The organism is Stutzerimonas tianxiuensis (assembly GCF_053470365.1).
In genome coordinates this window covers 123822-148022 of sequence record NZ_JBPVWS010000002.1, presented here as the reverse complement: position 1 = coordinate 148022, position 24201 = coordinate 123822, and the positions used below count along the sequence as shown (strand labels likewise).

Here is a 24201-nt window from a genome sequence, read left to right as displayed (position 1 = left end):
GGCAACGCGCCAGCGGGCGCGATTAGAGTGCCTGGTAGCGGATCGTGAAATGGATCGCGCGGCCTGGCTGTTCATAGGTCTGGGCGGTTTCGTAATCGCGGTCGAACAGGTTGCTCAGCTTTGCCTGCAGTCGCCAGGCATCATCGAGACGGTACTCACCACGCAAGTCTACGAGGGCGTAGCCGGGCAAACGCTCGGCTTCGGTATTGCTGGATTTGTCGAAACGCTCACTCGCTGCGTACAGCGTTGTGCCGACAGCAAAGCGGCCAATGGCACGGTCCAGGTCCACATTCAGCGTCCGTTTGGCGCGCCGCGGCAGCAGATGTCCGTGATTGGCTTTGCTACGGTCCTGTGGGTCTAGGACGGTCACCGAGGTGACGACATCCCAGCCCAGCAGCTCGGTGCCGACCACGCCTTCTATCCCGCGAATGCGCGCCACATCGACGTTCTGCGGCTGCATTGGACTGCTGCCACTCCAGATGATCAGGTCCTCGATCTGATTTTCGAACGCGTTGAGGCTCCACTCGCCCCATTGCTGCTCTCCCTTCAGGCCCAGCTCATAGCTCTGCGACTCCTCCGGCTGCAGGTCGGGGTTGCCGGCAGTGAAGCCGGTGTCCGGCGCGTAGAGATCGTTGAAGGTGGGCGCCTTGAATGCCGTGCCGTAGGACGCGCTCAGTATCAGGTTGTCACGCAGGTCATAGCTCCAGCCAAGATTGCCGGTGTCATGGTTGCCGAACTGCTCGTTGTCATCGCGACGCAGGCCGGCCAACACGCCGTGACGGCCGAAGCGACCCTGGTACTGAAGATAGGCGCCCTTGTTGTCGCGCGTGTCGACCGCATAGTCGTCGGTGACGTCGATGCGGTCTTGCTGGTAGTCGAAACCAAGGGTGAGCAGCTGATCTTCAGCCACGCTGAAGTCATTCTGCCAATTGAAAGAATCGCGCTTGGTATCGAAACGCGAATAGAAACGACCGTCACGGAAGTTGTCGGTGTTGTCTTCGCTATGCCCGGCCTGCAGGGTGACCAGCCATGGATCGATTGGCGTGAATCGTGCCCGGCCGCCGATGACTTGCTGGCTGCCGTCGCTATAGGCAAAGCGGCCCGTAGCACCCGAAGTGGACCGAGAGTCGTAGTCGCTGTGAGTGTCGACGTGCAGCCAGCTGCCATCCAGCACCAGCCCACTGTCGAAGCGGTAGCCGCCGCGCAAGGCGCCCGACAGCTCACGATAACCGTCGGCATCAGCTTCATAGGCGCGAGGCGAAGTGGGCCGATAGGCTCGCGAATTGATGCCGTCGGTTGACGCGCTCGCCACGCCGAGATTGAACCAACCGGCACCCTGGCTACCGGATATGCCGGCGGTACCGTCAAAGCTGGAGCGACTGCCCGCGCCTGCGGAGAAATAGGGTTTGAACCCTTCGCCATCGCCGCGCCGCGTGAAGATCTGCATGACCCCACCCACCGCTTCCGAGCCGTACAGGCTGGAACGCGGACCGCGGACGAGTTCGATACGCTCGATCTGCTCGACCGGTATGTTCTCAAGCGACGCACCACCCGATGTGGCCGATCCGATTTTCACCCCATCAACCAGAACAAGCAGATGCTGGCTGCTGGTACCACGCAAATACACGGAAGAGGTTTTGCCGCGTCCGCCGTTGGAAGCAACGTTGACGCCCGCCAGGCCGCGCAGCAGTTCAGGAACGCTCTGCACCTGACTGCGCACAATTTGCTCGCGGGTAATGACGCTGGTGGAGGCAATCGGGCTGAGCACCTGCTCGGTCCGCGTGGCCGTAACCACCTGTTCGTTGAGATTCAGCGGCTGTACCGGCTGAGCATGGGAAAGCGAAGCATAGCCAAGCAGCACGAACGCTGCCGAGGTATTGAGGGTCTTGCAGGTCAAGTTCAGGTCTCCGTCGTGCCCGCCGCACGACAACAGTCGATAAGGGCAGACGGAGAATGCGAAGGGAGCGCAGGTGCAAGCAGCCGCACCCCGATCAGCGCCCGCCGCACTGCCGTGGAATGCGACAGGCCGGTCTCCGGGCTTGCGAGCGGATGCCTTGCATCCTGGAACCGCGGCCTTCCCATGCCTGTGGCACAGTGGCTGTGAGCGGTGTCCTGTCTCGCCTACCGTTGCGGGGGCAGCGCCGGAATCTTCATCGAATGAACCGGCTTCCCTGTTTCACCCCTCTGGCGTTTCGCCAGGGGGCACCTGAAGCAGCGCGGAGGGTAGTCCAAGGCCCTGCGCAGCGCAACCGAAAGCGATCAGGACCCGAGCCAGAACAGGTTTCGGGAGCGCTGCTTGCGATTTACCGGAACGCCGGGCGCCGATTGGCTTCGAATGCAACAATGCCACCGTCACAGACATCAGACGAGAAGACAGCCACCCATGACCAGCATCGTGCAGATCTCCGACACTCACTTCGGCACCGAACAGCCCGCCGTCGTGCAAGCCATGGAAGACCACGTGCGCGAGCACGGCGCGGACCTGCTGATCTTTTCCGGTGACATCACGCAGCGCGCCAGGGCCGGACAGTTCGCCGATGCTCAGGCCTTCGTGCAGCGCCTGCATGGGCATGGCATCCCGAAGGCGCTGGTGATCCCGGGGAACCATGACATCCCGCTGTATAACGTCTTTGCGCGTTTGTTCATGCCCTACCGCAACTACCGTCGCCACTTTGGTGACGATCTGGAGCCGACCTTCGAAAACGACGAGATGCTGGTCATCGGCCTCAACACCACCCACCCCAGGCGCCACAAGGATGGACTGGTGACCGACGAGCAGGTGCATGCGGTTGCCCGGCGCCTCAAGCAGAGCGACTCGAACAAGATCCGTATCGTGGTGGCGCACCAGCCCTTCGGCGCGATGGTGCTTAGCGATCTGAGCAACCTTCAGCACAACGCAGATAATGCGCTGCACCGTTGGGCCGATGAAGGGTTGGATCTGGTAATGGGCGGGCACATCCACCTGCCCTATGTATTGCCCTTGTCCAAGCAGTACACCGCGCTGTCTCGCGAGATCTGGATGGTCCAGGCAGGCACCACCCTCTCATCACGCGTACGCGGCACCTCCCCAAACTCGTTCAATCGGTTGAAGCTGCACCCGGGCGCGGACAAGAAGGTCTGTGTCGAGCGCTGGGATTTGCTCGATGATCAGTTCGTGCTCGGATCGCACTTCAACCTGCATTGGTAAACGCAGCAGCTCACCCACCGGTTCAGAGCTGCCGCGTCCCGAGCGCGGTTCAGCCCACCGCGCCTGCCACAGCAAGCCCGGTCAGATACACGCCAGCGAAGCCGAGATTGAATGCAACGAACAGGTACAGGCTGTATTTGAGGTAGCTACCGAAGGTCAGCCCCGGCACCTTGCTCATGGCCACGATGCCGGCTGCGGAACCGATGACCAGCAGCGAACCACCGACGCCCACCGCGTAAGTCAGCACCATCCACTCGGCGATGCCCATTTCAAGTCCGGACTTCAGCAGTGCTGCGGTCAGCGGTACGTTGTCGATCGCGGCCGACAGGATGCCCATCAGGTAGTTGGCGCCCACGGCGGGCACCTGGTCATAGATACGCACCAGGCCGTCGAGCACATGGATTTCCTTGAGCATGCCGACCAGCAGCAGGATGCCGAGAAAGAACAGCAAGGTCTCGAACTCAACCTGACGGACGTATTCCAGAATCGGATCGGTTTCGATGTCGTCGCTGAAGAAGCGCGCCACCAGAAACATGATCGACAACCCGGTCAGGAAGGTCAGCACGGGCGGAATCTGGAAGAAGAAGTTGCCAGCGATGGTGCACAGGATTGTGCCGAGAAAGATCAGTGCGATGGCAATGTCGACTCGGCGTACATCGGTGCGATGGCTCTCCACCACGACCTGCCCGCTCATGCCCAGCGAGAGCATCGCCGCTAGCAGCATGACCGCCAAAAAAGCCGGGAGCGCCAGCAGCAACAGCTGCAGGATCTCTACTTTTCCGGCTAGGAAAATCATCAGGGTCGTGACGTCACCGGTGATCAGCGCCACGCCGCCGGAGTTCACTGCAAACACCACCAACGCCGCGTATTTGATGCTCTTCTCAGCGCTGAGCTTGAGCGACATGATCAACGTGATGGAGACCAGCGTCGCGGTAATGTTGTCCGCCAGCGAGGAGAACACAAAGCAGAACGTCGCCGTCAGGAACAGCAGCTGCCGCTCGCTGATCCGCTTTGGCAAAACCAGGTAGATCAGGTTCTCAATCAGGCCTTTCTTGTTCAGGTAGGCGACAAAGGTCATCGCCGCCACCAGAAAGATCCACAGCCCGGCGATCTCCGCGATGTTTTTGTTGAGGCTGGTGAGCACCAGGTCGCGTTCGGCGCCCTGCGGGGAAAAGATGAACAGCAGCATCCACGCTAATGTGCCGAAGAACAGCGTGACCTTGGCTTTGTTTACATGGGTAATTTCTTCAAGAACGACACCGAGCAGAGCGGCCACGGCGAGGCCGATCAGCACGTACTGAAGTATTTCAGGCATGGGACACCTAACGGATAAGGAGGGACGGTTCGTGCGCGGATGCGCACCCGAGAAGTTGGGGCGCCGATCATAGCCAAAGTGCGACAATTCGACACCTGACAAATGTCAATTCGAAGATATTTCGAATTATTCCGCCGCACGGGTGTGGCTTGGCAGCCGTTTAATGGCGTGGCACGAAGCCGGCAGGCTTGGCCGACAACCAGTCAACGAAGGTGCGCAGCCGAGCATCGGCCAGCAACGCGTCGCGGCTGTTGAAGCTGAGCGCCAGCTCCTTTTCTGTAAACAGGCGATGGATCTGGTTGTGGCAGGGCCGGCAGACCCACAGCGTGGCGGTAATACGCTCCTCACGAGGGAAGCGCTTTCGGATATAGGTTTTGCCGTGCAAGGCTTTGGGAATGAGGTGATGGCGGGTCAAAGGCGCCTGCCGCAGGCACAGCTCGCACACTTCAGGCTGGTCGGGCAAACGCAGGAGTGGCGCCATCTAACGACCTCTTACTCGCAGCGCCTGAAATCCGCACCAGCTCGGCGTCGCGGGGAGCAGAGAAAGTAAATGCCGGCGCCTATCATGTTCGACTCCCGCCAGCGTTAGGGGTTTTGAGCGAGACGGTCACCGTCCAGCACGCGCTTGGCGCTGAGGTAGCTCTTCTGCCAATAGCTGTTGGAAAGACTGTCCAGGCGTACCGTTCCGCCGGTTGAGGGTGCATGGACGAAACGCCCTTCGCCGACGTAGATGGCCGCGTGACTGACACGACGCCCGCCGCTGGTGGCAAAGAACAGCAGGTCACCTGCTTTCAAGGCATCACGCCTGATGGTAGCGCCCCGCATGGCGTTCATCTCGCGAGTCGTACGCGGTAATGCAACGCCGGCTGCGCCTCGGTAGACGTAGGTAATCAGACCACTGCAATCGAAGCCGCCATCAGGGGAATTGCCGCCGTAGCGATACGGCGTACCCACCAGTCCCAGAGCCGTGAACAGTACGTCTTCAGCAGTGCCGGGAAACTCGTGCGGTGTTGGCAAAGGCGCGACGACTACCGGTTCGACCGGCGCTTGGCTGGAACAGGCAGCAAGCAGCATCGCGGCTAGCAGAACAGCTGTAGAACGAGCCAGAAGAGGCATGGCAGAGCAGTCCAGGCAAATGAGCCATCACTCTGCCGGCATGCAGAAATGGATGCAAGCCCGATGCAGATCTATCTCAGCACTCAGTGATGACTGGAAACAGCGCTTGAGTTATGGGCAAGGACCAGGACGCGCTTGGCTTGCATGAAGCTGGAACGCCAGTACTTGTCATCAAGGCTGTCGACGCGAACGCCGCCGCTGCGACTACTGGACGAGTGAATGAACCGGTCACCGCCGATGTAGATACCGGCATGGCTGACCTGACCGCGCCCACGGTTGTTGAAAAAGACCACGTCGCCCGGCTCCAGCTCGCTGCGTTTGATCTTCGGTGCTTCCAGATTGATCATTTCGCGGGTAGAGCGTGGCAGCTCGATGCCGGCCTCCTTGCGAAACAGAAAACTGACGAAACCACTGCAATCAAAGCCGGTTTTCGTCGAGCTGCCACCGTAGCGGTACGGGGTGCCCACCAGCGTGAAGCCGCGCTCAAGCACGCTATCGGCCAGAGCTGGCAACTCGTAGCTCTCGTCATCGGCGAGTTCACGAAGTTGCTGCTCGGTGGGTTCGTCTGTTACGGCTTGAGAGTCGGCATCAGCCTCTGCTATCTCGACCGGGAAATCGAACTGGAACTCCTGCGACAGCAGCGGACTTTCAGTCTGCTCCGGCTGCGCGGCACAGGCCGCCAACAGCGTAATGAGAGCAAAGGGCAACAGGGGTGCGAGGCGTTGGCGCATAGCACTGACAGGTCGGGAAGTTGAAAGTGGCGAAACTATGCCTGCGGTCGCTCCGATGAGCAAATTCTATTGCCGCAAATGTGACCGACTAGCTGCGGCAAAACGTCTGCGCGACCTGCACTTCAACTCACAGTTGATCATCCGTCGCGGCGATTTTCTCGGCCCAAACCGAAGATCGCCCCTAACAGGTTATCGCCTCTGAGTTGGTGGACCACAGCGAACATTACGTGGCCATACCAGTAGTACCAGAGCAGCTGGCCGAAGAATTTATGCTGCAAGGTGTAGCGTGTGAACGCCAAACCATCGGCTGGTGGGCCGACGTGCCCGGGTGGGATCATCGCGAACAGAATCATACCGGTAGCTGCACAGCCGCTGAGTGCCAGCAGGCCCAGCCCATGCACGAAGCTGGAAAGCCCACGACGCGGGCCGCTTGGCGGCAACTTGCCGTGCACCAGGTCAATACCCTCACGCAACACCATACGGCGCCCGTCGCGCCCCCACGGAAACAAGCGCTGCAGGTCGTACACGGCATAGCTGTAAAGCCAGAACAACAGCACGATCAGTGCCGCCAGCATGCCGACCAACCGATGCCAGGGAAACAGGTATTGGCTACCAGGATCGGACATCCACAAGCTGCTGAACTGCTGGAACATCGCGGTCAGGGCGACGGCCCAGTGCAACAGGCGCAACCTGATATCCCAACGCTCAGCCATGATCGTCCCGCTGTTCAACGCCCACAGCGCTCGCCCCCAGGCGTCAAGGCCGAGCAACCGAAGCCGCCACCATCGCAAGTACGTGGCGCATCGTTGCGCAGCATCTCGGCCATTTGCATGATCGCCTGCTCGAGCCGAACCCTCAGGGTAGCGTCCATGGTGATCTCTGCCAATGCTTGGCGCATGCACAGCATCCATTGGTCGCGCTCGGCGTCACCTATCTGGAAGAAGCGATGTCGCATTCGCAGCCGCGGATGGCCGTGCTTCTCAATGAAGCGGGAAGGTCCGCCCAGCCATCCGGAGAGAAAGTCGAAGAGCCGCTCGCGGATTTGAGTGGTATCCGCGCGGTGCATGTCGCGCACTGTCTCGACGCTGGGCTCGCTGAGCATGACGTCATAGAAGCGGTCGACCAGCTGGCGTAGCGGCGTATCGCCGCCCAGTTGCTGGTAAGGAGTGAGTTCAACGGTTGCGTTCACGTATTGCTCCTCTGAATAAGCCGAAACGGTTGCAAAGAACTGTGCCGCCGTGGCAGATCAGCCAGCCGCGCTACTGCTGCGCGCGCCACAGGATCAGGTAGCCAAGCCCCATCAGCAGCCAGGCGGCCGCTGGATGGAATAGCAGGCGCCATAGCCAATGCTGTGGCACGAAGCCGACTCCATGAATGAAGCCCGCTGATATGCCCCACATCACCAGCATCAGCTGTGCGTGGTTGTAACTACCTGCTCCGTCGAGCATCACCGCGGGGTGAATCAGCAACAGCAGGGCCAGCGGCGAGGCCAGCAGCAGCGAGAGCACGCAGCCGGGCCTGCGGTAGAGAATGCTATTGACCGAGCCGATCACGGCCTGGCTCCGCATCGAGGTCTTGGGTCGCTTCGAACCAGAGCGCGCTGATGATGCCGAAGCTGCAAGCCAGCAGTACGCCGAGAATCCAGGTGAAGTACCACATGATGATTTCTCCGTAGGGTCGTTCTGGCCAGACGCGTTGGCGCCTGGCCATAGGGTCAATACAAGCCGTGCGGGTTGGCGTTGATGGTCTGATCGTTGAGCCTCCCCCACATGCGGACATAGCTCCACAGCGTGTAGCAGAGGATCAGCGGCACGAAGATGCAAACCACCACGAACATGATGCCCAGCGTCTTGTAGCTCGATACGGCGTCCCACAGGGTAAGGCTGGAGGCCGGGTCGAGACTCGACGGGAAGACAAAGGGGAACAGGGCGAAGCCGGCGGTGCAGATGCTGCCGACAATCATCAGACTGGTACCGAGAAAGCTCACCCCGCCGCTGTTACGACTGGCGCCCAGCAGCGCTATCAGCGCGCCGAGGATTCCGGCGACTGGTGCAATTTGGGTGCTTGGGTAGCGGCTGTAGTTGCCCAGCCAACCCGCATTGCTCTGCACCACCTGCTTGTCTAGCAAGGGGTTGAGTGCAGCCCCCGGATCGGTGACAGACAGCTGGTTGAAGCCCTGAATGCCGAACGCCAGCCACAGACCCGCCCCGACGAAGCCAATCAGGAATACCAGCGCGCACAAGCGGGTTGCCAGGCGCGAGCGCTCGCCCAATGCACCTTCAGTGCGCATCATCAGCCAGGCACCGCCATGTGCGCAGAGCATGCTCAGGCTGACGATGCCGCAAAGCAGCGCGAAGGGGTTGAGCAATTCGAAGAACGAGCCGTGATAGCTGGACCGCATTAGCTCGTCGAGCTGGAACGGCAGGCCGAGGAACAGGTTGCCGAAGGCCACACCGAACACCAGCGCTGGCACCGCGCCTCCGACGAACAGGGCCCAGTCCCAGGCACTGCGCCAGCGCGGGTCTTCCACCTTGCTGCGGTAGTCGAAGCCCACCGGCCGGCAGAACAGGGCGAAGAGCACCAGTAGCATTGCCCAGTAAAGCCCGGAAAACGCCACTGCATAGACCATCGGCCAGGCCGCGAACAGCGCACCGCCGGCGGTGATGAACCACACCTGGTTGCCATCCCAATGCGGCGCGATGGTGTTGATCGCCACGCGCCGCTCGTTGTCGGTCTTGCCAACGAAAGGCATCAGCGCCATGGCGCCCATGTCGAAGCCGTCGGTCAGGGCAAAGCCGATCAGCAACACACCGATCAACACCCACCAGATGAGTTTGAGCACTTCGTAGTCGAACATCTTGTTTACCTCACACAGGGGTCGGTTCGATAGGTGCGTCTTTCGCTGCTGCCGGTACGGCACCGGCGTCGCGGGGCTTGCGAATATGCCTGGGGGTGGCCGGTGCGAGCTCGAAGTGGTAGCGGCCGGTGTGCAGGCTGCTTGGCCCGAGGCGGGCGAAGCGGATCATCAGGAACATTTCCACCACCAACAGCAACGTGTAGAACGCCACCAGCGCCACCAGCGAACCCCAGATATCCCCCACCGCCAACGTCGACGCGGACAAATGCGTCGGCAGCAGCTCAGCGATCGACCAGGGCTGACGGCCGTGCTCAGCCACGTACCAGCCAGTCTGCGCGGCGATCCAAGGCAGCGGCAGGCTGAACAAGGCGAACTTGAGTAACCAAGGTTTGTTCTCCGCATTACGTTTGATCGAAGCCCAGCTGGCCAAACCAAACAGCAACAGCATGAGGAAGCCCGCCAGGACCATCGCACGGAAGGTCCAGAACAGGCTGAACACGTCGGGAATCGTATCCAGCGCGGCCAGGCGGATCTGCTCATCACTGGCGTCAACCACCTTGTCGGTATAGCGCTTGAGCAGCAGGCCATAACCCAGGTCCTGCTTGACCTCGTTGAACGCGGCGATGGCCTGTGGCGACTTGTCCCCGCTACGGAGTGTTTGCAATCGCTGATAGGCAAGCATGCCGTTGCGAATGCGCAACTCGTGCTCGGCGACCAGCTGCTTGATGCCCTTCACCTCCTCGTCCAGCGAGCGCGTCGCGATCAGCCCCAGCGCATAGGGAATCTTCACCGCGTAGTCGGTACGCTGCTCCTGCTGATTGGGCAGACCGAACAGGGTGAAGCCGGCCGGTGCCGGGTGGGTTTCCCACTCGGCCTCGATGGCCGCCAGCTTGACCTTCTGCACGTCGCCAATCTCATAGCCGGACTCGTCACCGAGGATGATCACGGAGAGGGTCGAAGCCAGACCGAATACCGCCGCGATGGCAAACGAGCGCCGGGCGAAGCCAAGGTCACGTTTCTTCAGTAGATAGAAGGACGAAATCGCCAAAACAAAGATCGCCCCAGTGACATAACCAGCCGAAACCGTGTGGACGAACTTGACCTGGGCGACCGGGTTGAACAGCAGCGCGCCGAAATCGACCAGTTCCATGCGCATGGTTTCGAAGTTGAACTCCGAGCCCACCGGGTTCTGCATCCAGCCGTTAGCGATCAAGATCCACAATGCCGACAGGTTCGACCCCAGCGCCACCAACCAGGTGACCGCCAGATGCTGCACCCGGCTCAGGCGATCCCAGCCGAAGAAGAACAGCCCGATAAAGGTCGACTCCAGGAAAAACGCCATCAGGCCTTCGATTGCCAACGGCGCGCCAAAGATGTCACCCACGTAGTGGCTGTAGTAGGCCCAGTTGGTGCCGAACTGGAACTCCATGGTCAGCCCGGTGGTGACACCGAGAGCGAAATTGATACCGAACAGCTTGCCCCAGAACTGGGTCATGTCCTTGTAGACCTGCTTGCCGGTCATGACGTAGACCGACTCCATGATGGCCAGCAGGAAGGCCAGGCCCAAGGTCAGCGGCACGAAAAGAAAGTGATACATCGCCGTCATGGCGAACTGCAGGCGTGACAGATCGACAACGCTTTCCGAGATCATCTCGGTCCTCCCTCAGGGATCGAACCCCGTGAATCAAGCAAATACTCGGCAATCCGCGCCGAACCGTTTTCCGGAGTGCTGGGCGCATCGAACCAGATCGTTTTTATGGTTATGAGGATCGCAAGCTTGACCAGCAGAACCAGCGCGATGTCCCGTCTGAGCGATGACCTAAGCATGCCTAGCTCTCCTTGCACATCAGTGCCGAAATCCGTTCGAGCGCATCGGACTCCGACCACATGAGGCGATTGCAGCCCCCTTTGGGGAGGGGGCCAAAACCCGGTTGTCGCGGCCCGGGCTCAATCGCTACACCTCGAACCTACCGTGGAACTCTGCTCGGATCCGAGGCAAGGAAAGTGTCCGGCGTCACCGTCTTAGCAACAACTGCGACAACCTGCCCCGCCCCGCCGACACTGCCCACTGCATCCACGTCGTTGCACGCTAGATCAGCGATACGGCGCCCCGCGCAGAGCATCGCGGGAACTTGCGCCTGCATCACGCGCCGCATCGACAACCTGGCTGGCAGAGGCCAGCACGTCCGCGGCGCACTGTCGCAGTCAGGGCCCCCTTAACCAGCGCCGAAAACCGCTGCCACTCGTCGTGGCAAGCGGGCTCCAGGCGAAGTCCCAAGGCGCCGGAGGAAGCTCTTCCTGCTCAGCTGCAAGCGACCGCGTGCCCAGGCGAACGTGTGGCTTCCAGTCGAACACGTGCTGATTGCTACCTTGCCAGCCAAGCACAACGCCGATTGCCGCGCTGTCGTCGCTGGCTACCCAGCGCGCGGCAGCGGCGATCATCATGGTCTCGATATGCTCCGGCGCGACCAGATCTCGGTAACCAGAACTCAGCAGCCAGCGGCAGACGCCGAGGTGAAACGTCCAGCCCAGCGCCAGCTGGCAGCCGTAGGCCCACGTCATGAACTGGCGGAATATGTCCAGGCCATCTGGCGGATCAAGCTTGAGCAACCCTGGGCAAACGTCGAACAAGGCATGCCAATAGGGCAACAACCGGGCGTCCAGATGCACAAAACTGCGGGCATTGCTGGGGTAATCCGGGAAGGGAAGCCGATAGCCGATGCGGCCCTCGGTGCGAGCGAATTTTTCCATCATAACCATGGTAAAAGCCCCTGAATTGACCGTACCGTCGGGTCACCGACAGTCTTTTCGTCCGCTCCGCAGCCAGGCTGCATTCGGACGGTGAGGGAGTCCGGTCAGGGGTATCAGGGGGCGCGGGGATTCAGCGATGGCCAGTGGTAACGCGGACCACGCCGTTGCGGGCCAGGTCGAGGCAGCGACGCGGTTGCCGGAATTCCCAGCCAGCCCAGCGCAAACAGCACCACAATGGCGAGAAAGACCGAGCCGCATAGCGGGCAATCCAGCATGTGCTCAGCCAGCTCATGAACATCGGCGGGGAACACATCGCCGCCAACTGACGATGCATTGCTGGCGCAGAACGACTCCTGCCCCATGGCAAGCTCGAATCCCATGTGGGAGCCATGGTTCAAGCTGCAGACAAAAGCATTGAGCAGGATGCAGGTGAACAGCACCCATATGATCTGAATACGCTTGTCTTTGACGATGGTCATGTTTTGACTGTACACCGCCCATGCTTGGGCGGCGCTGCGCCAAACCGCCGCAGAACATCGGGCTAAGCGCTGTTCCTGCCACGCGCGACATCGCCGACCAACGAAGCTTCGACACTCCACTCGTAGGTCGAACCCGTCAGTGGTTTACCGTAAACGCCAGCATCGCCGAAAGCTGAGACATGGGACGGCCACTGTCGCTGTGCCATTGGTTGAACACCGATTGCACGGCTGCCTGGTCCCGCTGGCTGCTGGGCATCTTGTCCACCACCTTCTGTGCTTTGAGCGCAGCGACCACGTCATCGCTGGGGATGAACGTATCTTTACCCGCCATGCGCAGCAGACGCGGCGCCGAAAGGCCTCCCAGCTGGGTACCGTGCTTGGCCAGGTAGCGCCACAGGCCGACAATATCGGTGACCGGCCAATCCGCGATCAGGTTGCCGAAACTCCCCTTCTCCTTCGCCACGTCCAGCACGAACTGGGCGTTGCGCGGCACGCTCTTGAGTTTGCCCAGGTGGCGGATGATGCGGGCGTCCTGCATCAGCCGCTCAATGTGTTCGCCGCCCATCAACACCAGCTTCTCAGGGTCGAAACGAAAGAAGACCTCTTCGAACGCCGGCCATTTGGCGTCGACCAGGCTGTGCTTGAGCCCGGCGCGAAAGATACGCAGGCTGATCAGCGAAAGGTAACGGTCATCCGCAACGGCGCGAAGCTCATCGGGACGCTTGGGTTGCGGCAGGCGGCTCTCCAGTGCTGCGGCCGAGCCGAAACGATTGAGGCAGTATTCGTGCAACCATTTGTAGTCGCGCATGCAGGTCCTGATTCATCGATCGAAACGAGCCGCACAGGTTGCCCTTGGCAACCCGACGTCGCAAGCCCGGCCGTCGCAGCCGGGCTGGTTCGCTCTAGCGGCGCAGGCGATCCGCTTCGCCAAGCAGCATCCGCTCGGTCGCACTCCAACCAAGGCAGCCGTCGGTAATGGAAACGCCATATCTCAGCTCGCCGGACAGGGGCTGGCAGCCGTCGAACAGGTGGCTCTCGAGCATCACGCCGCGCAGACTTGAATCGCCAGCCATGCGTTGATCGACAACGGACGACAGTACTGCTGGCTGACTCAGTGGGTTTTTACCGCTGTTGGCATGACTGCAGTCGACCATGATGCGCTGGGCAATGCCCTGGCGCAGCAACGTGTCGCGGGCCTTTGCGACGCTGTCCTCGTCAAAATTCGGCCCTGAGTGTCCACCACGCAACACCAGATGAGTATCCCCATTGCCGCTCGTGCTTAGCAGCGCTGGATGCCCCAGCTCGTCGATTCCGAAGTGCTGATGCGGGTGCTCAGCCGAGCGCATGGCATCACAAGCAATCCCGAGGCTGCCATCGGTCCCGTTCTTGAACCCCACCGGCAGGTCGAGCCCGCTGACCATCTCACGGTGAATCTGCGACTCGCTGGTACGTGCACCGATCGCCGCCCAGCCAAGCAGGTCATCAAAATAGCCCGCCGCCAGGGGCTGCAACAATTCGGACGCGATCGGCAACCCGCACGCCAGGATATCCAGCATCAACCGCCGCGACAGGTGCAGCCCTTCGGCCATGTCACCGCTGCCATCGAGCTGCGGATCGTAAACCAGCCCCTTCCAGCCGACGGTAGTTCGTGGTTTCTCGACATAGGCGCGCATTACTAGCAGCAGCTGATCGCTGACCTTCGGGGCCAGTTCAGCCAGCCGCTCGGCGTATTCCAGTGCGGACGCCGGATCATGCAATGAGCAAGGGCCAACCACCACCAGCAGGCGCGGGTCATCGCCGTTAAGCACGGCGCGAATGGCCTTTCGATCATCTCGGACGCGCTCGTCAAGCGATGCGCTGAGGGGCAGCCGTTGCCGCAGTAAAGCGGGACTCGGTAACGGAAGAGCGCTACGTCTGGCTGGTGTGGAGGAAGTGTTGCAGCTAAGGGTTGAGGCGTTGATTGATGCATTCATGACTGGCGGTCCTTTGGCCGACGCGGCATCTGTGCCGCGTCGGCGCTAGCGAAGTGTTCGGTCTGGGTGTGTAAGTACTGCGGCCGTGAAGCGGCTAAATCGCCAGTCATAGCGGTAGGTGCGGTAAGCGCTGGTCTCGTGATACATGGTGCTGTCCTCGGTGTGTAAGGCCTTCTAGGCCAGAAAAACAAAACCCCCGGTCGGGTGGCCGACCGGGGGTTCGAAAACTGTCTGGTGGCGACCCGGGTTGCTAGGGCGCCTGTGGGGTATCAGGCGCGCCGATGGCTAAACCAATACCCAAAATAGTAACCGTCAGCCGCAATCGCCTGCCCACGCAGCGACGCCGTGCGCATGGCGCCGGTGGTCGCAAGGATCGAGGGAATCAGATTGAGCAGCATGCTGTTCTCCAAATGATGCCCGAACCATACTCCAGCGCGCCGACTGGTTTCAACCGGCAGTGCAGTAAGAATCAGCCCCCGCTGCTCTGTGGGCAGCGGGGGCTCGCGCTGTCACGAGATTGTCTGGGGCTGTGAGCTGAAGACGCGTCTGTTCGGCTGAGCATCAGAGCCGCCGTCCCGATGCAGGTTGAGTGGAGGCAACCTCGCAGGGTAGGCACCTCTCCCGTGTCAGGTCCTACCGTTCAGATGAACCGTAGTGCCTGACGCTCCGCTTGCTGCTTTCCACGAAGAATGCAGACACCGCGCGACCGGCCCACCACATATCACCGGCCACAGAAAAACGAAACCCCGCAATAAGCGGGGTTCGGTCTCAACTAGCCCGGCGCCAGGCCGGGCTCGTCCGCGCAGGGCTGTAATCAGGCCTTGATGCGGGACTTGTACTCGCCGGTGCGCGTGTCGATTTCGATCGAGTCGCCGATTTCGCAAAAAGCTGAAACCTGCAGCTCAGCGCCATTCTTCAGGCGCGCAGTCTTCATTACCTTGCCGGAAGTGTCGCCTCGAACGGACGGCTCGGTGTAGACGATTTCACGAACGATAGTGTTCGGCAGATCGACCGAAATCACCTTGTCGTTGTAGAAAGTGGCTTCGCAGACGTCAGTCATGCCGTCTTCGATGAAGGTCATCACGCCTTCAAGGTCGTCTTTTTCGATTTCGTACTGGTTGAACTCTTCGTCCATGAATACGTAGAGCGGGTCAGCGAAGTAGGAATAGGTCACTTCCTTGCGCTCGAGAATGACCGGTTCCAGCTTGTCATCAGCCTTGTAAACGGTCTCGGTCGCCGAACCATTGAGCAGGTTCTTCAGCTTCATCTTGACCACGGCACTGTTACGACCGGACTTGTTGAACTCGGCTTTCTGGATGATCCAGGGCGCGCCGTTGATAACGGCCACTTGGCCGGCACGGAACTCTTGTGCGGTTTTCATACGAATATCCGAATGGAATTAGAGACATAAAATCAGGCCGCGTATCATAGGGTCTGTTCCTGTTTCGTCGCAAGCCGCGTTACTGCGACGCATCGCCCCCTTTGCTGTCCCATACTAGCAGGCTTACCGAACGGTCAAGCCGGAGCAGCCGGGTGTCGCGCCGGAGCAGGCCCTAACCAGTCCGCGTAAAACAGCATCAGTTTCCCGGCCAGATCTCCGTTGGCGACCTGTTTGTGTGTCCAGCGGTCCGCATGCGCCTGCAGCTCCGCCTCGTGCTCGAGCATCGCGGTCCAGGCGATGCCGCTGCCTATACCCTCGTTCCAGGCACGCCAGAATTCACGTAGCGCTTCCGCAGCCGGTGGTGAGAGGTCGCGGACATACAGATCCAGATATGCGTTGAGCTTGTCCCAGTGCGCATCCTCATCTTGAGGGTAGATGTGCCAGACCAGTGGCCGCCCTGCCCACTGCGCCCGAATGAAGGACTCTTCGCCGCGCACGGCATTGAAATCGCAACACCACAGCAGCATGTCGTACTGGTTCTGGGTCATGAACGGCAGCACTGCAATCTGCAGCGCACCACGGACATGACGATCACCGGCCCTGAGCTGTTCGAGCCCCAGCCAGGCGGCTACGTCGCCTAAGACTCGCCCCTCCGGCACAAGTAACTGTGATGGACGTTCATCAACAGCCAGCGCATCGAGCCATCCGGCAACGGCGCGATTTTCATAGGCGAACAGCGAGAGCAAGCGCGCGTTGGCCGGCACGGTCAGATCGAAGCTCTGCAGAAAGGCTTCACGTAGCACCGGGTTGGCTTGAAACGCCTCCCGGCGGGCCAGCAGATCGCCCTCGCGAATCAGACCGCCGGTGCCCTGCTCGAATCCCGGAAAGAAAAAGTACTTCTGCAAGCCATCGGGCTGCATAGAAGGCAGCGCATGGCAGCCCACCACCCAGTCTTCTGCACTGAGGTACTCGAGGTTGAGCCAGAGGCTGCGGCGCCCACTGCAAGCCATTGCCTTTATATAGGCGTCGGGAAGCTGGCAGGCAAAAGCCTCGATCACCACCTCAGCCGGCTCTGCCCCTGGCCACTCAGGTGTCCAATGACGCACCTCGACGCCTTCGTGCCATTGCTGAGCGGAGGTGATGCTGGCGCCCGGGCAAAGCCGAGCGAAGGTATCGAGGTCATCGACCCATAACCGCACGCACTGGCCGTACTCGGCCACCAACTGCCGCGCCAGTCGCCAGGTCACGCCAATGTCACCGTAGTTGTCGACGACAACGCAAAAGATGTCCCAGCTTGTTTTAACTGACAAACGAAACCCCTCGAATTTGCCGTTTCAGGCCAATTGACCTGCAGGATGTCAGCAGAAGAATCCCGATCCAACCACATTTCCAGCCGGACGCATGGTCAGCAATGCCAAGCGCGCTCGACTTGCTAGCTGTAGGCGAGCTTGAGTACTTTCGAGCACTGGAGTCTGAAGATGTCGCCTCATCTCGATGAATGGGCGTGAGCACTCGCTCGGACTCGCAGGGAGCCGATGCTTGGCAATCGAAGGAGGGAATATAGATCGTCATGGAGGTGAACCCTACCAGCCACACCCCGGCACACAATGTCACCGCTGCGGCTGCTCCCTTCCGGGCCTGACCGGGTTCACGGCTGATCGTTGCGGGGGGACCGGCAGGGCCCACCATGACAAACCCGCCTGGCGGCGAGCGGCGCCATTGTACCGGCTTATCAGCAACTTACAACCACTGCCTGCGAACGCCAGTTTCACTGGCGCATAGCCTACTCCACCGACCAGCATGACCGCCGGTCAGCAACCCCGAAAACGGCGAGACCGTTTAGTCCATTGCGTCAAAACCCTCTAGCCAAACACGAGCGTCTGTCCGAGGATGGGGAGGCTAAACGCTATCGAACACTTGTCATGAAATCATGCCGCAACCAATCGTTTGTGCGGCTGATGACACAGCACTCGAGGTAATCATGAGCAAGGCTCCAATCGCCATCATCGGTACCGGAATCGCGGGCTTGTCCGCAGCCCGTACACTTCACGATGCCGGGCAGCCCGTACACCTGTTCGACAAAAGCCGCGGCAGTGGTGGTCGGATGGCCAGTAAACGCAGCGATGCGGGTTCGCTCGATCTGGGCGCGCAATACTTTACCGCGCGGGACCGCCGCTTCACCGAGGCCCTGCGCCAGTGGCACGCCGAGGGTTGGGTCGATCAGTGGGCGCCGAACTTGTACCAGGCTCGCGACGGACAGCTGACCCCCTCTGCCGACGAGCAAGTGCGCTGGGTTGGCACACCGACCATGAGCGCGATCACCCGCGGCCTGCTGGGCGATATCCCGGTCACCTTCAGTTGTCGCATCACCGAGGTGTTTCGCGGTGAGCAGTTCTGGACATTGGTAGACGCCTCAGGCGCCAGCCATGGCCCCTTCAGCCAGGTAGTGGTTGCGGTTCCGGCGCCTCAGGCCGCAGCGTTACTACCCAGTGCCCCCAAGCTTGCCGCCGTTGCAGCAAGTGTCGCGATGGAACCGACATGGGCGGTTGCGCTGGGCTTTGCCACACCGCTGAGCACTCAGGTGGAAGGCTGTTTCGTTCAGGACGATGCCCTTGACTGGGTGGCTCGCAATCGCAGCAAACCGGGGCGAGACGGCGGGCTAGACACCTGGGTGCTGCACGGCACCAGCAACTGGAGCCGCCAGCATCTCGATCTATCAAAGGAAGCGGTGATCGAGCGCCTGCATGGCGCGTTCGCGGAGCTGATCGATTGTGTAGTGCCGGCGCCGGAGTTCACGTTGGCGCATCGCTGGTTATATGCCCGACCGGCCCAGGCCCATGAATGGACGGCACTGGCCGATGCCAGACTGGGCCTGTACGCATGTGGCGACTGGAGCCTGTCCGGCCGAGTCGAAGGCGCCTGGCTCAGCGGCCAGGAAGCCGCCCGCCGGCTGCTGGAAAACCTCTAAGCACAGTCACGGCCTCCTTCGCGCAGTGCTGCATGACTGCGGAACGCGGGGCCGCTCAGCACCACACAGCTGTATTCAACCCAGCGCCGTGTCTAGAAACATCATCACAGCGAAGCCCAGCATCAGCCCGAGCGTGGCCGGCGTCTGGTGGCCGTTGCGGTGCGTTTCTGGAATGACTTCATGGGACACCACGAAGATCATGGCGCCCGCCGCCAACCCGAGGCTGACCGGGTAAGCAATGGCAAAGCCGCTGGACATGCCTATGCCGACCAGCGCCCCGATGGGTTCCATCAGCCCGGAAGCTGCCGCAATCAGCACGGACGTCCGCGCAGACAAACCGGTGGTGCGCAGTGCGAGCGCGACCGCCAGCCCTTCAGGGATGTCCTGTATCGATATCGCGGTGGTCAGCGGCAACCCGACACTCAAGTCGCCAGTGGCGAAACTCACGCCGATAGCCATCCCTTCGGGAATGTTGTGCAGTGCGATAGCCAGGACAAACAGCCACACCCGATTGAGCCGCGCGAATTCGGGGCCGCGGGGTCCGGTGCTCTGGTGCTCATGCGGTGTGAAGTGGTCCAACCCGAGCATCAGCAAAACGCCGAGGCCGAGCCCGACCACGACGGTCAATGCTGCAGCGGGCCCGTTGCCAAACAGCTCACGGCCGGCTTCCAGTCCCGGCAGGATCAATGAGAATGCGCTAGCTGCCAGCATCATCCCCGCTGCGAAACCCAGCATGCTGTCCTGCGTGCGAGTGGAGATATCACGCAAGCCGATGGCCAGAAACGCGCCAACAGCCGTGGCTACGAAACCGGCGCTCCCCCCGAGCAGGGCGTAGCGAACATTACTGGACTCGTTATTGAACGCGTTGACGCCACCGGCCACGAGCAGTAGCAGGACAACCACTGCCGCTGCGGCAAGGCTGAGGGTAATCCAAGGACTGGCCTGGGCCTGAGCGAGCCAGACGGCGCGCAAAGTGGCAGCGGGGCTTTGAGCGGTTGACGCCATGATCAGCAAATCCTGAAAGCGGGAACGTTGATTGTACGCAGCCCCTTCTAAGGGCGAGGCTATCGCTGCGATAGTCCCGTACCACGAAGGGGCTCACTCTTTGAGCCCAAGAGCCTGCCGATGATTCAACGCGGTTGGGTATCTCCGCCGAGGGATACCCGCGCTGTACCAATAGCAGGTGATTATCCGTAAGCTTGTGCGTCCGATGGTCGTCATGTGTCGCACAGGGAGTGGTCCGTTTGCCTGCCGCCAAATCAATCCGCCGCGCGTTCCTGTTCCTCATTGTGCTGCTGTTGATTGCAGGCTGGCTGGGCTGGCGTCAGCTGCAAGGGCCGGAGTTGCCAGGTTACCGGTTGGAAACACGACCATTGGTGCAACGCGTGGTCGCCAGTGGCGAAGTGGACACCCAGTCGCTGGCCCAGGTCGGCAGCGAGATCACTGGCGTGATTGCCGCGCGGCATGTGCGTGAAGGCGACGCGGTAAAAGCCGGTGATCTGCTGCTGGAGCTGCGCGATGACGAACAGCGTGCCCGCTTGCGCGAAGCCGAAGCGGCCCTGCAGCAACTGATCGATTCCGCTCGCCCACAGGCAGAGGCGACGGCGCGCGAGACCCAGCACAATCTCGAGCAGGCAAGCCGCGAGCTGAAGCGCCGGAAAGCACTGTTCGACCGCAAGTTGCTGGCTTCCGAGCCGCTCGAACAGGCGCGCCGCGCGGAACTGACGGCACGCGCTGTGCGTGATCGCGCACGCTTCGCCGCTGCAGCGTTGGCCGAGGGCGGCAGTGAAGAGCGGGTGCAGCAACAGCGCCTGGAAGCAGCACGCGCGGCACTGGCCAAAACCCGTGTTCACGCGCAGGTGGATGGCATCGTCCAGACACGGGACGTCGAACCCGGCGATCTGGTGCAGCCGGGCCGCACACTGCTGACTATCGCGCGCTCCGGCAGCAGCGAAATTCTCCTTCCCCTGGACGAGAAGAACCTGGCACCGGTCGAGCTCGGCCAGGCCGCCAAAGTGATCGCCGACGCCTATCCCGAGCGGGTGCTGCAAGCTCGGGTCAGCTTCATCGCGCCGAGTGTCGATACCGCGCGCGGCACCATCGATGTCCACCTCGACCTGCTGGAGCCAGCCGATTTCTTGCGTCAGGGCATGACGGTATCGGTGAACATCGAGACCGGCCGCCGTGAACAGGCGCTGGTGCTACCCAACGATGCCCTGCTCGCCCGCAACGGCACTCGCGCTCAGGTGCTACGGATAAATGAGGGCGTCGTCGAGCGCGTCGAGGTTCGCCTGGGTCTGCTGGGCACTGCACTGAGCGAAGTGATAGAGGGCCTGACCGCTGGCGACTTGGTGCTGGCTGCCGAAGCCGAAGCCGGTCAGCGCGTGCGGGTTCGCGAACAGCCGATGCCCCACGGCATCCGGGATTGACCGCGGTGCGCCTGGCCGACTCTCTATGGACGGAATGGCTGATTGCCCTGCGCTTCCTGCTGGACAACCGCATGCAATCCCTGCTGATCATCTTTGGCATCGCTGTCGGTTCCGCGGTCATCGTGTTCATCACAGCGCTGATCACCGGCCTACAGGCCAACGTCATCGAACGGACCTTGGGCACACAGGCGCATATTCGTATCCTTCCGCCCGATGAGGTCAACCGTGTTCTGCCCGCCGATGATGGCAGCTGGTCGCTGGTGCTGGAGAGTCCGCGAGCGCAGCGCCTGCGCTCGATCATCAACTGGCAGGACATCCGCGACGTGCTTGATGAAGATCGGCAGGTACTTGCCGTTTCACCGGTCATCAGCGGTCCGGCTATCGCTCGGCGCGGTGTGGCGCGAGCATCCGTCGCGCTGCTCGGCATCGATCCGGTGCGCTATCAACAGATCATTCCACTGGCCAAGGATCTGATAGCCGGCCAATTCACCGTCGGCGCCGGTCATGCCGTGATCGGCAAGGAACTCGCCCGCGACCTAGGCCTTGGCATCGGCGACAAGCTAAGGCTGGACGCCGGCGAAGGCCGCGAAGCCGTGGTCGACATCGCCGGTATCTTCGAGCTAGGGGTGCGCGAGCTGGATGCGCGCTATGTCTACCTCGACCTGAAGCAGGCTCAGACCCTGCTCGACCTGGCCGGAGGCGTCACCGTGATCGATACCACGGTCGGCGAAATATTCGAAGCCGATCGCATCGCCGAACGGCTGGCCCGCCTGACCGGACTGCGCGCCGAAAGCTGGATGGAAACCAATGGCCAACTGCTCAACGCCCTCAGTTCGCAAAGCATGACCACAGAGATGATCCGTGTGTTCGTCGGGGTCTCGGTGGCCTTCGGCATCGCCAGCGTGCTGGCGGTAAGCGTCGTCCAACGCACCCGCGAGATCGGCATTCTGCGGGCCATGGGCAGCCCGCGCGGACAGATCCTCCGAGTGTTCCTGCTGCAAGGTGGGCTGCTCGGTTTGCTTGGCTCGGCCTGCGGCGGCGCTGTCGGCTGGGGCTTGGTGCAGGTCTTCAATCTGGCCGGGCCACGGCTGTTCTTCATACCGGTCGACCCGACGCTGGTACCACTGGCGATGCTGGTCGCAACGGTCACCGGCGTGTTGGCCGCTGCCATGCCGGCACGCCGCGCAGCGCGCTACGATCCTGCCGTGGCGATCCGCTATGTCTGAGTCTGCTGCCAGCCCCATCGTCGAAGAGGTTCTGCGTCTCGAGCAGGTACGTAAAGCGTTCAATCTCGGCACCCCGCTGGAAACGGAAGTGCTGCATGGCATCGACTTGCAGCTGTGCCGCGGTGAACTGACGGCGCTCATCGGGCCATCCGGTTCCGGCAAAAGCACCCTGCTCAACCTGATCGGTCTGCTCGATGCGCCCAGTTCGGGCGAGCTGTACCTGCTCGGCCAGCCCACCCGCAACAGCGATGATGAAACCCGTACCCGGCTGCGCAACCAGGCCATCGGTTTCGTGTTTCAGTTTCACCATCTGATTTCTGCGTTCAGCGTACTGGAGAATGTGCTGATGCCATTGATGATCCGCCACGGCAAGCCGTCGAGTGCGGATATCGAGCTGGCTCGCAGTTTGTTAGACGAAGTCGGGCTGGGTGCGTTTGCCGACAAGAAACCCACGCAAATATCCGGTGGTCAGCAACAACGGGTCGCCATTGCCCGCGCACTGGTCACCCGCCCTCCACTGCTGCTGGCCGACGAGCCAACCGGCAATCTCGACACTCGCACCGCGCAAAATGTCTTCGAGCTGTTCCACCGTATCAATGCGCAGTTCGGCTGCGCGGTACTGGTGGTGACCCATGATCCCCGGCTGGCTGCCGACTGCGCACGAACCATACAACTGGTTGACGGCCGTATTGTCAGTGACCAATCCGGCACCAAGACACGCTGACCCTTCACCGGCAAACCACCCGACGCTCTCCCCTGCCACCCCAGCTTCGCCTTGAAACACCAGCAGAATTGGTTCGCACCCGTTAATAACTATTAAGTCTAAACATATAACCGTATCTAGCGCTAAGATCCTTGCAGGCATACCCCCACCCGTATCTAGCCAAGCAAAGGAGCAAGCCATGAATGCCCGCGTTGAAGCGTTCTTCGATCCCGCGACCTTTACTTACAGTTATGTTGTCAGCGACCCGGAAACGCGTCTGTGCGCGTTGATCGACTCGGTGCTGGATTACGATCCGGCGTCGGGCCGTATCTCGCATGCCGGGGCTGAGCGCTTGGTCGACTATGTGCGCGAGCACGACCTCAAGGTGCAATGGCTGCTCGAAACCCATGTGCACGCGGACCACCTGAGCGCCGCGCCGTACCTGAAACAGCGGCTGGGCGGGACGCTGGCGATCGGCGACCAGATCACCGTCGTACAAAACACCTTTGGCAGCCTGTTCAATGCGGGCAGCGAATTCGCCACTGATGGCCGTCAGTTCGATCGTCTGTTTCACGACGGTGATGTCTTTCAGGTCGGCCACATCCAGGCGCGGGCGATTCATACGCCAGGCCATACGCCGGCCTGCATGACCTATGTGATCGGCGACGCCGCGTTCGTCGGCGATACCCTGTTCATGCCCGACTATGGCACCGCACGCTGCGACTTCCCCGGCGGAAATGCACGGACGCTGTACCAGTCAATCCAGAAACTGTTCACGCTACCAGCCGAGACCCGCGTGTTCATGTGCCACGACTACAAGGCACCGGGCCGCGAGGAGTTTCGCTATGAGACGAGCATTGCAGCCGAACGAGAGCGCAACATCCACGTGCACAGTGGCATCAGCGAGGACGACTTCGTCGCCATGCGCACCGCGCGCGACGCCACCTTGGCGATGCCCACGCTGATCCTGCCGTCAGTGCAGATCAACATGCGTGGCGGTGAGCTGCCAGCGCCTGAAAGCAACGGCACCCGCTATTTGAAGATTCCTTTGGACGCGCTGTAACTGCCTGTGTGGAGGACGTCAT

At 61.2% G+C, this 24201-nt stretch carries 26 protein-coding genes, 1 other RNA gene and 1 riboswitch; of the genes, 6 read left to right on the top strand and 21 right to left on the bottom strand.

All coding sequences use genetic code 11. From position 1 onward, the window contains the following. Positions 1 to 22: 22 nt before the first annotated feature. The gene (btuB, locus tag ACSSNI_RS03380; RefSeq protein WP_200639327.1) at positions 23 to 1897 is read right to left on the bottom strand and encodes a TonB-dependent vitamin B12 receptor; all 1875 of its coding nucleotides are present in this window, start codon (positions 1895 to 1897) and stop codon (positions 23 to 25) included. A 110-nt stretch (positions 1898 to 2007) separates the two neighbouring features. Further along, a riboswitch (cobalamin riboswitch) is annotated at positions 2008 to 2225 on the bottom strand. Positions 2226 to 2383: 158 nt separating this feature from the next. Here btuB and ACSSNI_RS03375 point away from each other — a divergent pair. Continuing rightward, positions 2384 to 3187 (top strand): metallophosphoesterase family protein, encoded by an 804-nt coding sequence (locus ACSSNI_RS03375; protein WP_200639326.1) that lies wholly within the window; start codon positions 2384 to 2386, stop codon positions 3185 to 3187. 49 nt (positions 3188 to 3236) lie between these two features. Here ACSSNI_RS03375 and nhaD read toward each other — a convergent pair whose 3' ends face one another. The 19 genes from nhaD to ffs form a co-directional block, all read right to left on the bottom strand. Beyond that, entirely contained in the window at positions 3237 to 4502 is a 1266-nt protein-coding gene (nhaD, locus tag ACSSNI_RS03370; RefSeq protein WP_200639325.1) for a sodium:proton antiporter NhaD, read from the bottom strand. Positions 4503 to 4662: 160 nt separating this feature from the next. Beyond that, positions 4663 to 4983 (bottom strand): hypothetical protein, encoded by a 321-nt coding sequence (locus tag ACSSNI_RS03365; protein WP_102836126.1) that lies wholly within the window; start codon positions 4981 to 4983, stop codon positions 4663 to 4665. Positions 4984 to 5087: 104 nt separating this feature from the next. Then, on the bottom strand, positions 5088 to 5618 hold the full coding sequence (locus tag ACSSNI_RS03360) for a C40 family peptidase (protein ID WP_200639324.1): 531 nt from the start codon (positions 5616 to 5618) through the stop codon (positions 5088 to 5090). An 83-nt stretch (positions 5619 to 5701) separates the two neighbouring features. Next, on the bottom strand, positions 5702 to 6349 hold the full coding sequence (locus ACSSNI_RS03355; RefSeq protein WP_102836124.1) for a C40 family peptidase: 648 nt from the start codon (positions 6347 to 6349) through the stop codon (positions 5702 to 5704). Positions 6350 to 6486: 137 nt separating this feature from the next. After that, positions 6487 to 7062 carry a cytochrome b/b6 domain-containing protein gene (locus ACSSNI_RS03350; protein ID WP_200639323.1) on the bottom strand — a complete coding sequence of 192 codons (576 nt, stop codon included), beginning with the start codon at positions 7060 to 7062 and terminating at the stop codon, positions 6487 to 6489. Between the two features lie 14 nt (positions 7063 to 7076). Beyond that, a complete protein-coding gene (locus ACSSNI_RS03345) occupies positions 7077 to 7538 on the bottom strand; it encodes a group II truncated hemoglobin (RefSeq protein ID WP_200639322.1) in 462 nt (153 codons plus the stop codon). Between the two features lie 70 nt (positions 7539 to 7608). Next, entirely contained in the window at positions 7609 to 7902 is a 294-nt protein-coding gene (locus tag ACSSNI_RS03340) for a cyd operon YbgE family protein (protein WP_372239365.1), read from the bottom strand. Next, positions 7883 to 8008, bottom strand: coding sequence for a cytochrome bd-I oxidase subunit CydX (gene cydX, locus ACSSNI_RS03335; protein ID WP_102836409.1), 126 nt, complete (start codon positions 8006 to 8008; stop codon positions 7883 to 7885). Before cydX ends, ACSSNI_RS03340 begins: the two co-directional genes overlap by 20 nt. A gap of 55 nt (positions 8009 to 8063) precedes the next feature. Continuing rightward, positions 8064 to 9206 carry a cytochrome d ubiquinol oxidase subunit II gene (gene cydB, locus ACSSNI_RS03330; protein ID WP_102836121.1) on the bottom strand — a complete coding sequence of 381 codons (1143 nt, stop codon included), beginning with the start codon at positions 9204 to 9206 and terminating at the stop codon, positions 8064 to 8066. A gap of 10 nt (positions 9207 to 9216) precedes the next feature. Beyond that, positions 9217 to 10857: a cytochrome ubiquinol oxidase subunit I gene (locus ACSSNI_RS03325; RefSeq protein ID WP_200639321.1), complete on the bottom strand. Its 1641-nt coding sequence runs from the start codon at positions 10855 to 10857 to the stop codon at positions 9217 to 9219. Further along, a complete protein-coding gene (cydP, locus tag ACSSNI_RS03320; protein WP_148926292.1) occupies positions 10854 to 11033 on the bottom strand; it encodes a cytochrome oxidase putative small subunit CydP in 180 nt (59 codons plus the stop codon). The genes ACSSNI_RS03325 and cydP overlap by 4 nt, the downstream gene beginning before the upstream one ends. Positions 11034 to 11411: 378 nt before the next feature. Continuing rightward, positions 11412 to 11966 (bottom strand): putative natural product biosynthesis protein, encoded by a 555-nt coding sequence (locus ACSSNI_RS03315; protein WP_448258964.1) that lies wholly within the window; start codon positions 11964 to 11966, stop codon positions 11412 to 11414. A 104-nt stretch (positions 11967 to 12070) separates the two neighbouring features. Then, entirely contained in the window at positions 12071 to 12436 is a 366-nt protein-coding gene (locus tag ACSSNI_RS03310; RefSeq protein WP_200639318.1) for a DUF2946 domain-containing protein, read from the bottom strand. 136 nt (positions 12437 to 12572) lie between these two features. Further along, the gene (locus ACSSNI_RS03305) at positions 12573 to 13244 is read right to left on the bottom strand and encodes a DNA-3-methyladenine glycosylase I (RefSeq protein ID WP_200639316.1); all 672 of its coding nucleotides are present in this window, start codon (positions 13242 to 13244) and stop codon (positions 12573 to 12575) included. A gap of 94 nt (positions 13245 to 13338) precedes the next feature. Continuing rightward, on the bottom strand, positions 13339 to 14409 hold the full coding sequence (locus ACSSNI_RS03300; RefSeq protein WP_200639314.1) for a 3-deoxy-7-phosphoheptulonate synthase: 1071 nt from the start codon (positions 14407 to 14409) through the stop codon (positions 13339 to 13341). 269 nt (positions 14410 to 14678) lie between these two features. Then, positions 14679 to 14807 (bottom strand): hypothetical protein, encoded by a 129-nt coding sequence (locus tag ACSSNI_RS03295; protein WP_267908325.1) that lies wholly within the window; start codon positions 14805 to 14807, stop codon positions 14679 to 14681. 416 nt (positions 14808 to 15223) lie between these two features. Continuing rightward, positions 15224 to 15790, bottom strand: coding sequence for an elongation factor P (gene efp, locus ACSSNI_RS03290; RefSeq protein ID WP_102836115.1), 567 nt, complete (start codon positions 15788 to 15790; stop codon positions 15224 to 15226). Positions 15791 to 15924: 134 nt separating this feature from the next. Next, on the bottom strand, positions 15925 to 17100 hold the full coding sequence (earP, locus tag ACSSNI_RS03285; protein WP_200639312.1) for an elongation factor P maturation arginine rhamnosyltransferase EarP: 1176 nt from the start codon (positions 17098 to 17100) through the stop codon (positions 15925 to 15927). Positions 17101 to 17371: 271 nt separating this feature from the next. Then, positions 17372 to 17468: signal recognition particle sRNA small type (gene ffs, locus ACSSNI_RS03280), an RNA gene on the bottom strand. A gap of 303 nt (positions 17469 to 17771) precedes the next feature. Between ffs and ACSSNI_RS03275 the strand changes: the two genes are divergently transcribed. Next, complete coding sequence (locus ACSSNI_RS03275; RefSeq protein ID WP_200639309.1) at positions 17772 to 18758, top strand: NAD(P)/FAD-dependent oxidoreductase; 987 nt, start codon at positions 17772 to 17774, stop codon at positions 18756 to 18758. 75 nt (positions 18759 to 18833) lie between these two features. Here ACSSNI_RS03275 and ACSSNI_RS03270 read toward each other — a convergent pair whose 3' ends face one another. Continuing rightward, a complete protein-coding gene (locus ACSSNI_RS03270; RefSeq protein WP_200639305.1) occupies positions 18834 to 19763 on the bottom strand; it encodes a ZIP family metal transporter in 930 nt (309 codons plus the stop codon). 239 nt (positions 19764 to 20002) lie between these two features. Here ACSSNI_RS03270 and ACSSNI_RS03265 point away from each other — a divergent pair, with 239 nt between their 5' ends. From ACSSNI_RS03265 to ACSSNI_RS03250, 4 genes are all read left to right on the top strand, one after another. Then, on the top strand, positions 20003 to 21187 hold the full coding sequence (locus ACSSNI_RS03265; protein ID WP_200639304.1) for an efflux RND transporter periplasmic adaptor subunit: 1185 nt from the start codon (positions 20003 to 20005) through the stop codon (positions 21185 to 21187). Positions 21188 to 21192: 5 nt separating this feature from the next. After that, positions 21193 to 22413 carry an ABC transporter permease gene (locus tag ACSSNI_RS03260; RefSeq protein WP_200639302.1) on the top strand — a complete coding sequence of 407 codons (1221 nt, stop codon included), beginning with the start codon at positions 21193 to 21195 and terminating at the stop codon, positions 22411 to 22413. Then, entirely contained in the window at positions 22406 to 23137 is a 732-nt protein-coding gene (locus ACSSNI_RS03255; protein ID WP_200639300.1) for an ABC transporter ATP-binding protein, read from the top strand. The genes ACSSNI_RS03260 and ACSSNI_RS03255 overlap by 8 nt, the downstream gene beginning before the upstream one ends. A gap of 178 nt (positions 23138 to 23315) precedes the next feature. After that, complete coding sequence (locus ACSSNI_RS03250) at positions 23316 to 24179, top strand: MBL fold metallo-hydrolase (RefSeq protein WP_200639298.1); 864 nt, start codon at positions 23316 to 23318, stop codon at positions 24177 to 24179. The last annotated feature ends 22 nt before the right edge of the window (positions 24180 to 24201 follow it).

Excerpts from the sequence above, each read along its gene's own strand:
- ACSSNI_RS03375 (WP_200639326.1), top strand. The coding sequence starts at position 2,384 with ATGACCAGCATCGTGCAGATCTCCGACACTCACTTCGGCACCGAACAG.
- nhaD (WP_200639325.1), bottom strand. The coding sequence starts at position 4,502 with ATGCCTGAAATACTTCAGTACGTGCTGATCGGCCTCGCCGTGGCCGCT.
- ACSSNI_RS03365 (WP_102836126.1), bottom strand. The coding sequence starts at position 4,983 with ATGGCGCCACTCCTGCGTTTGCCCGACCAGCCTGAAGTGTGCGAGCTG.
- ACSSNI_RS03360 (WP_200639324.1), bottom strand. The coding sequence starts at position 5,618 with ATGCCTCTTCTGGCTCGTTCTACAGCTGTTCTGCTAGCCGCGATGCTG.
- ACSSNI_RS03355 (WP_102836124.1), bottom strand. The coding sequence starts at position 6,349 with ATGCGCCAACGCCTCGCACCCCTGTTGCCCTTTGCTCTCATTACGCTG.
- ACSSNI_RS03350 (WP_200639323.1), bottom strand. The coding sequence starts at position 7,062 with ATGGCTGAGCGTTGGGATATCAGGTTGCGCCTGTTGCACTGGGCCGTC.
- cydX (WP_102836409.1), bottom strand. The coding sequence starts at position 8,008 with ATGTGGTACTTCACCTGGATTCTCGGCGTACTGCTGGCTTGCAGCTTC.
- cydB (WP_102836121.1), bottom strand. The coding sequence starts at position 9,206 with ATGTTCGACTACGAAGTGCTCAAACTCATCTGGTGGGTGTTGATCGGT.
- ACSSNI_RS03325 (WP_200639321.1), bottom strand. The coding sequence starts at position 10,857 with ATGATCTCGGAAAGCGTTGTCGATCTGTCACGCCTGCAGTTCGCCATG.
- cydP (WP_148926292.1), bottom strand. The coding sequence starts at position 11,033 with ATGCTTAGGTCATCGCTCAGACGGGACATCGCGCTGGTTCTGCTGGTC.
- ACSSNI_RS03315 (WP_448258964.1), bottom strand. The coding sequence starts at position 11,966 with ATGGTTATGATGGAAAAATTCGCTCGCACCGAGGGCCGCATCGGCTAT.
- ACSSNI_RS03310 (WP_200639318.1), bottom strand. The coding sequence starts at position 12,436 with ATGACCATCGTCAAAGACAAGCGTATTCAGATCATATGGGTGCTGTTC.
- ACSSNI_RS03305 (WP_200639316.1), bottom strand. The coding sequence starts at position 13,244 with ATGCGCGACTACAAATGGTTGCACGAATACTGCCTCAATCGTTTCGGC.
- ACSSNI_RS03300 (WP_200639314.1), bottom strand. The coding sequence starts at position 14,409 with ATGAATGCATCAATCAACGCCTCAACCCTTAGCTGCAACACTTCCTCC.
- ACSSNI_RS03295 (WP_267908325.1), bottom strand. The coding sequence starts at position 14,807 with ATGCTGCTCAATCTGATTCCCTCGATCCTTGCGACCACCGGCGCCATG.
- efp (WP_102836115.1), bottom strand. The coding sequence starts at position 15,790 with ATGAAAACCGCACAAGAGTTCCGTGCCGGCCAAGTGGCCGTTATCAAC.
- ACSSNI_RS03275 (WP_200639309.1), top strand. The coding sequence starts at position 17,772 with ATGAGCAAGGCTCCAATCGCCATCATCGGTACCGGAATCGCGGGCTTG.
- ACSSNI_RS03270 (WP_200639305.1), bottom strand. The coding sequence starts at position 19,763 with ATGGCGTCAACCGCTCAAAGCCCCGCTGCCACTTTGCGCGCCGTCTGG.
- ACSSNI_RS03255 (WP_200639300.1), top strand. The coding sequence starts at position 22,406 with ATGTCTGAGTCTGCTGCCAGCCCCATCGTCGAAGAGGTTCTGCGTCTC.
- ACSSNI_RS03250 (WP_200639298.1), top strand. The coding sequence starts at position 23,316 with ATGAATGCCCGCGTTGAAGCGTTCTTCGATCCCGCGACCTTTACTTAC.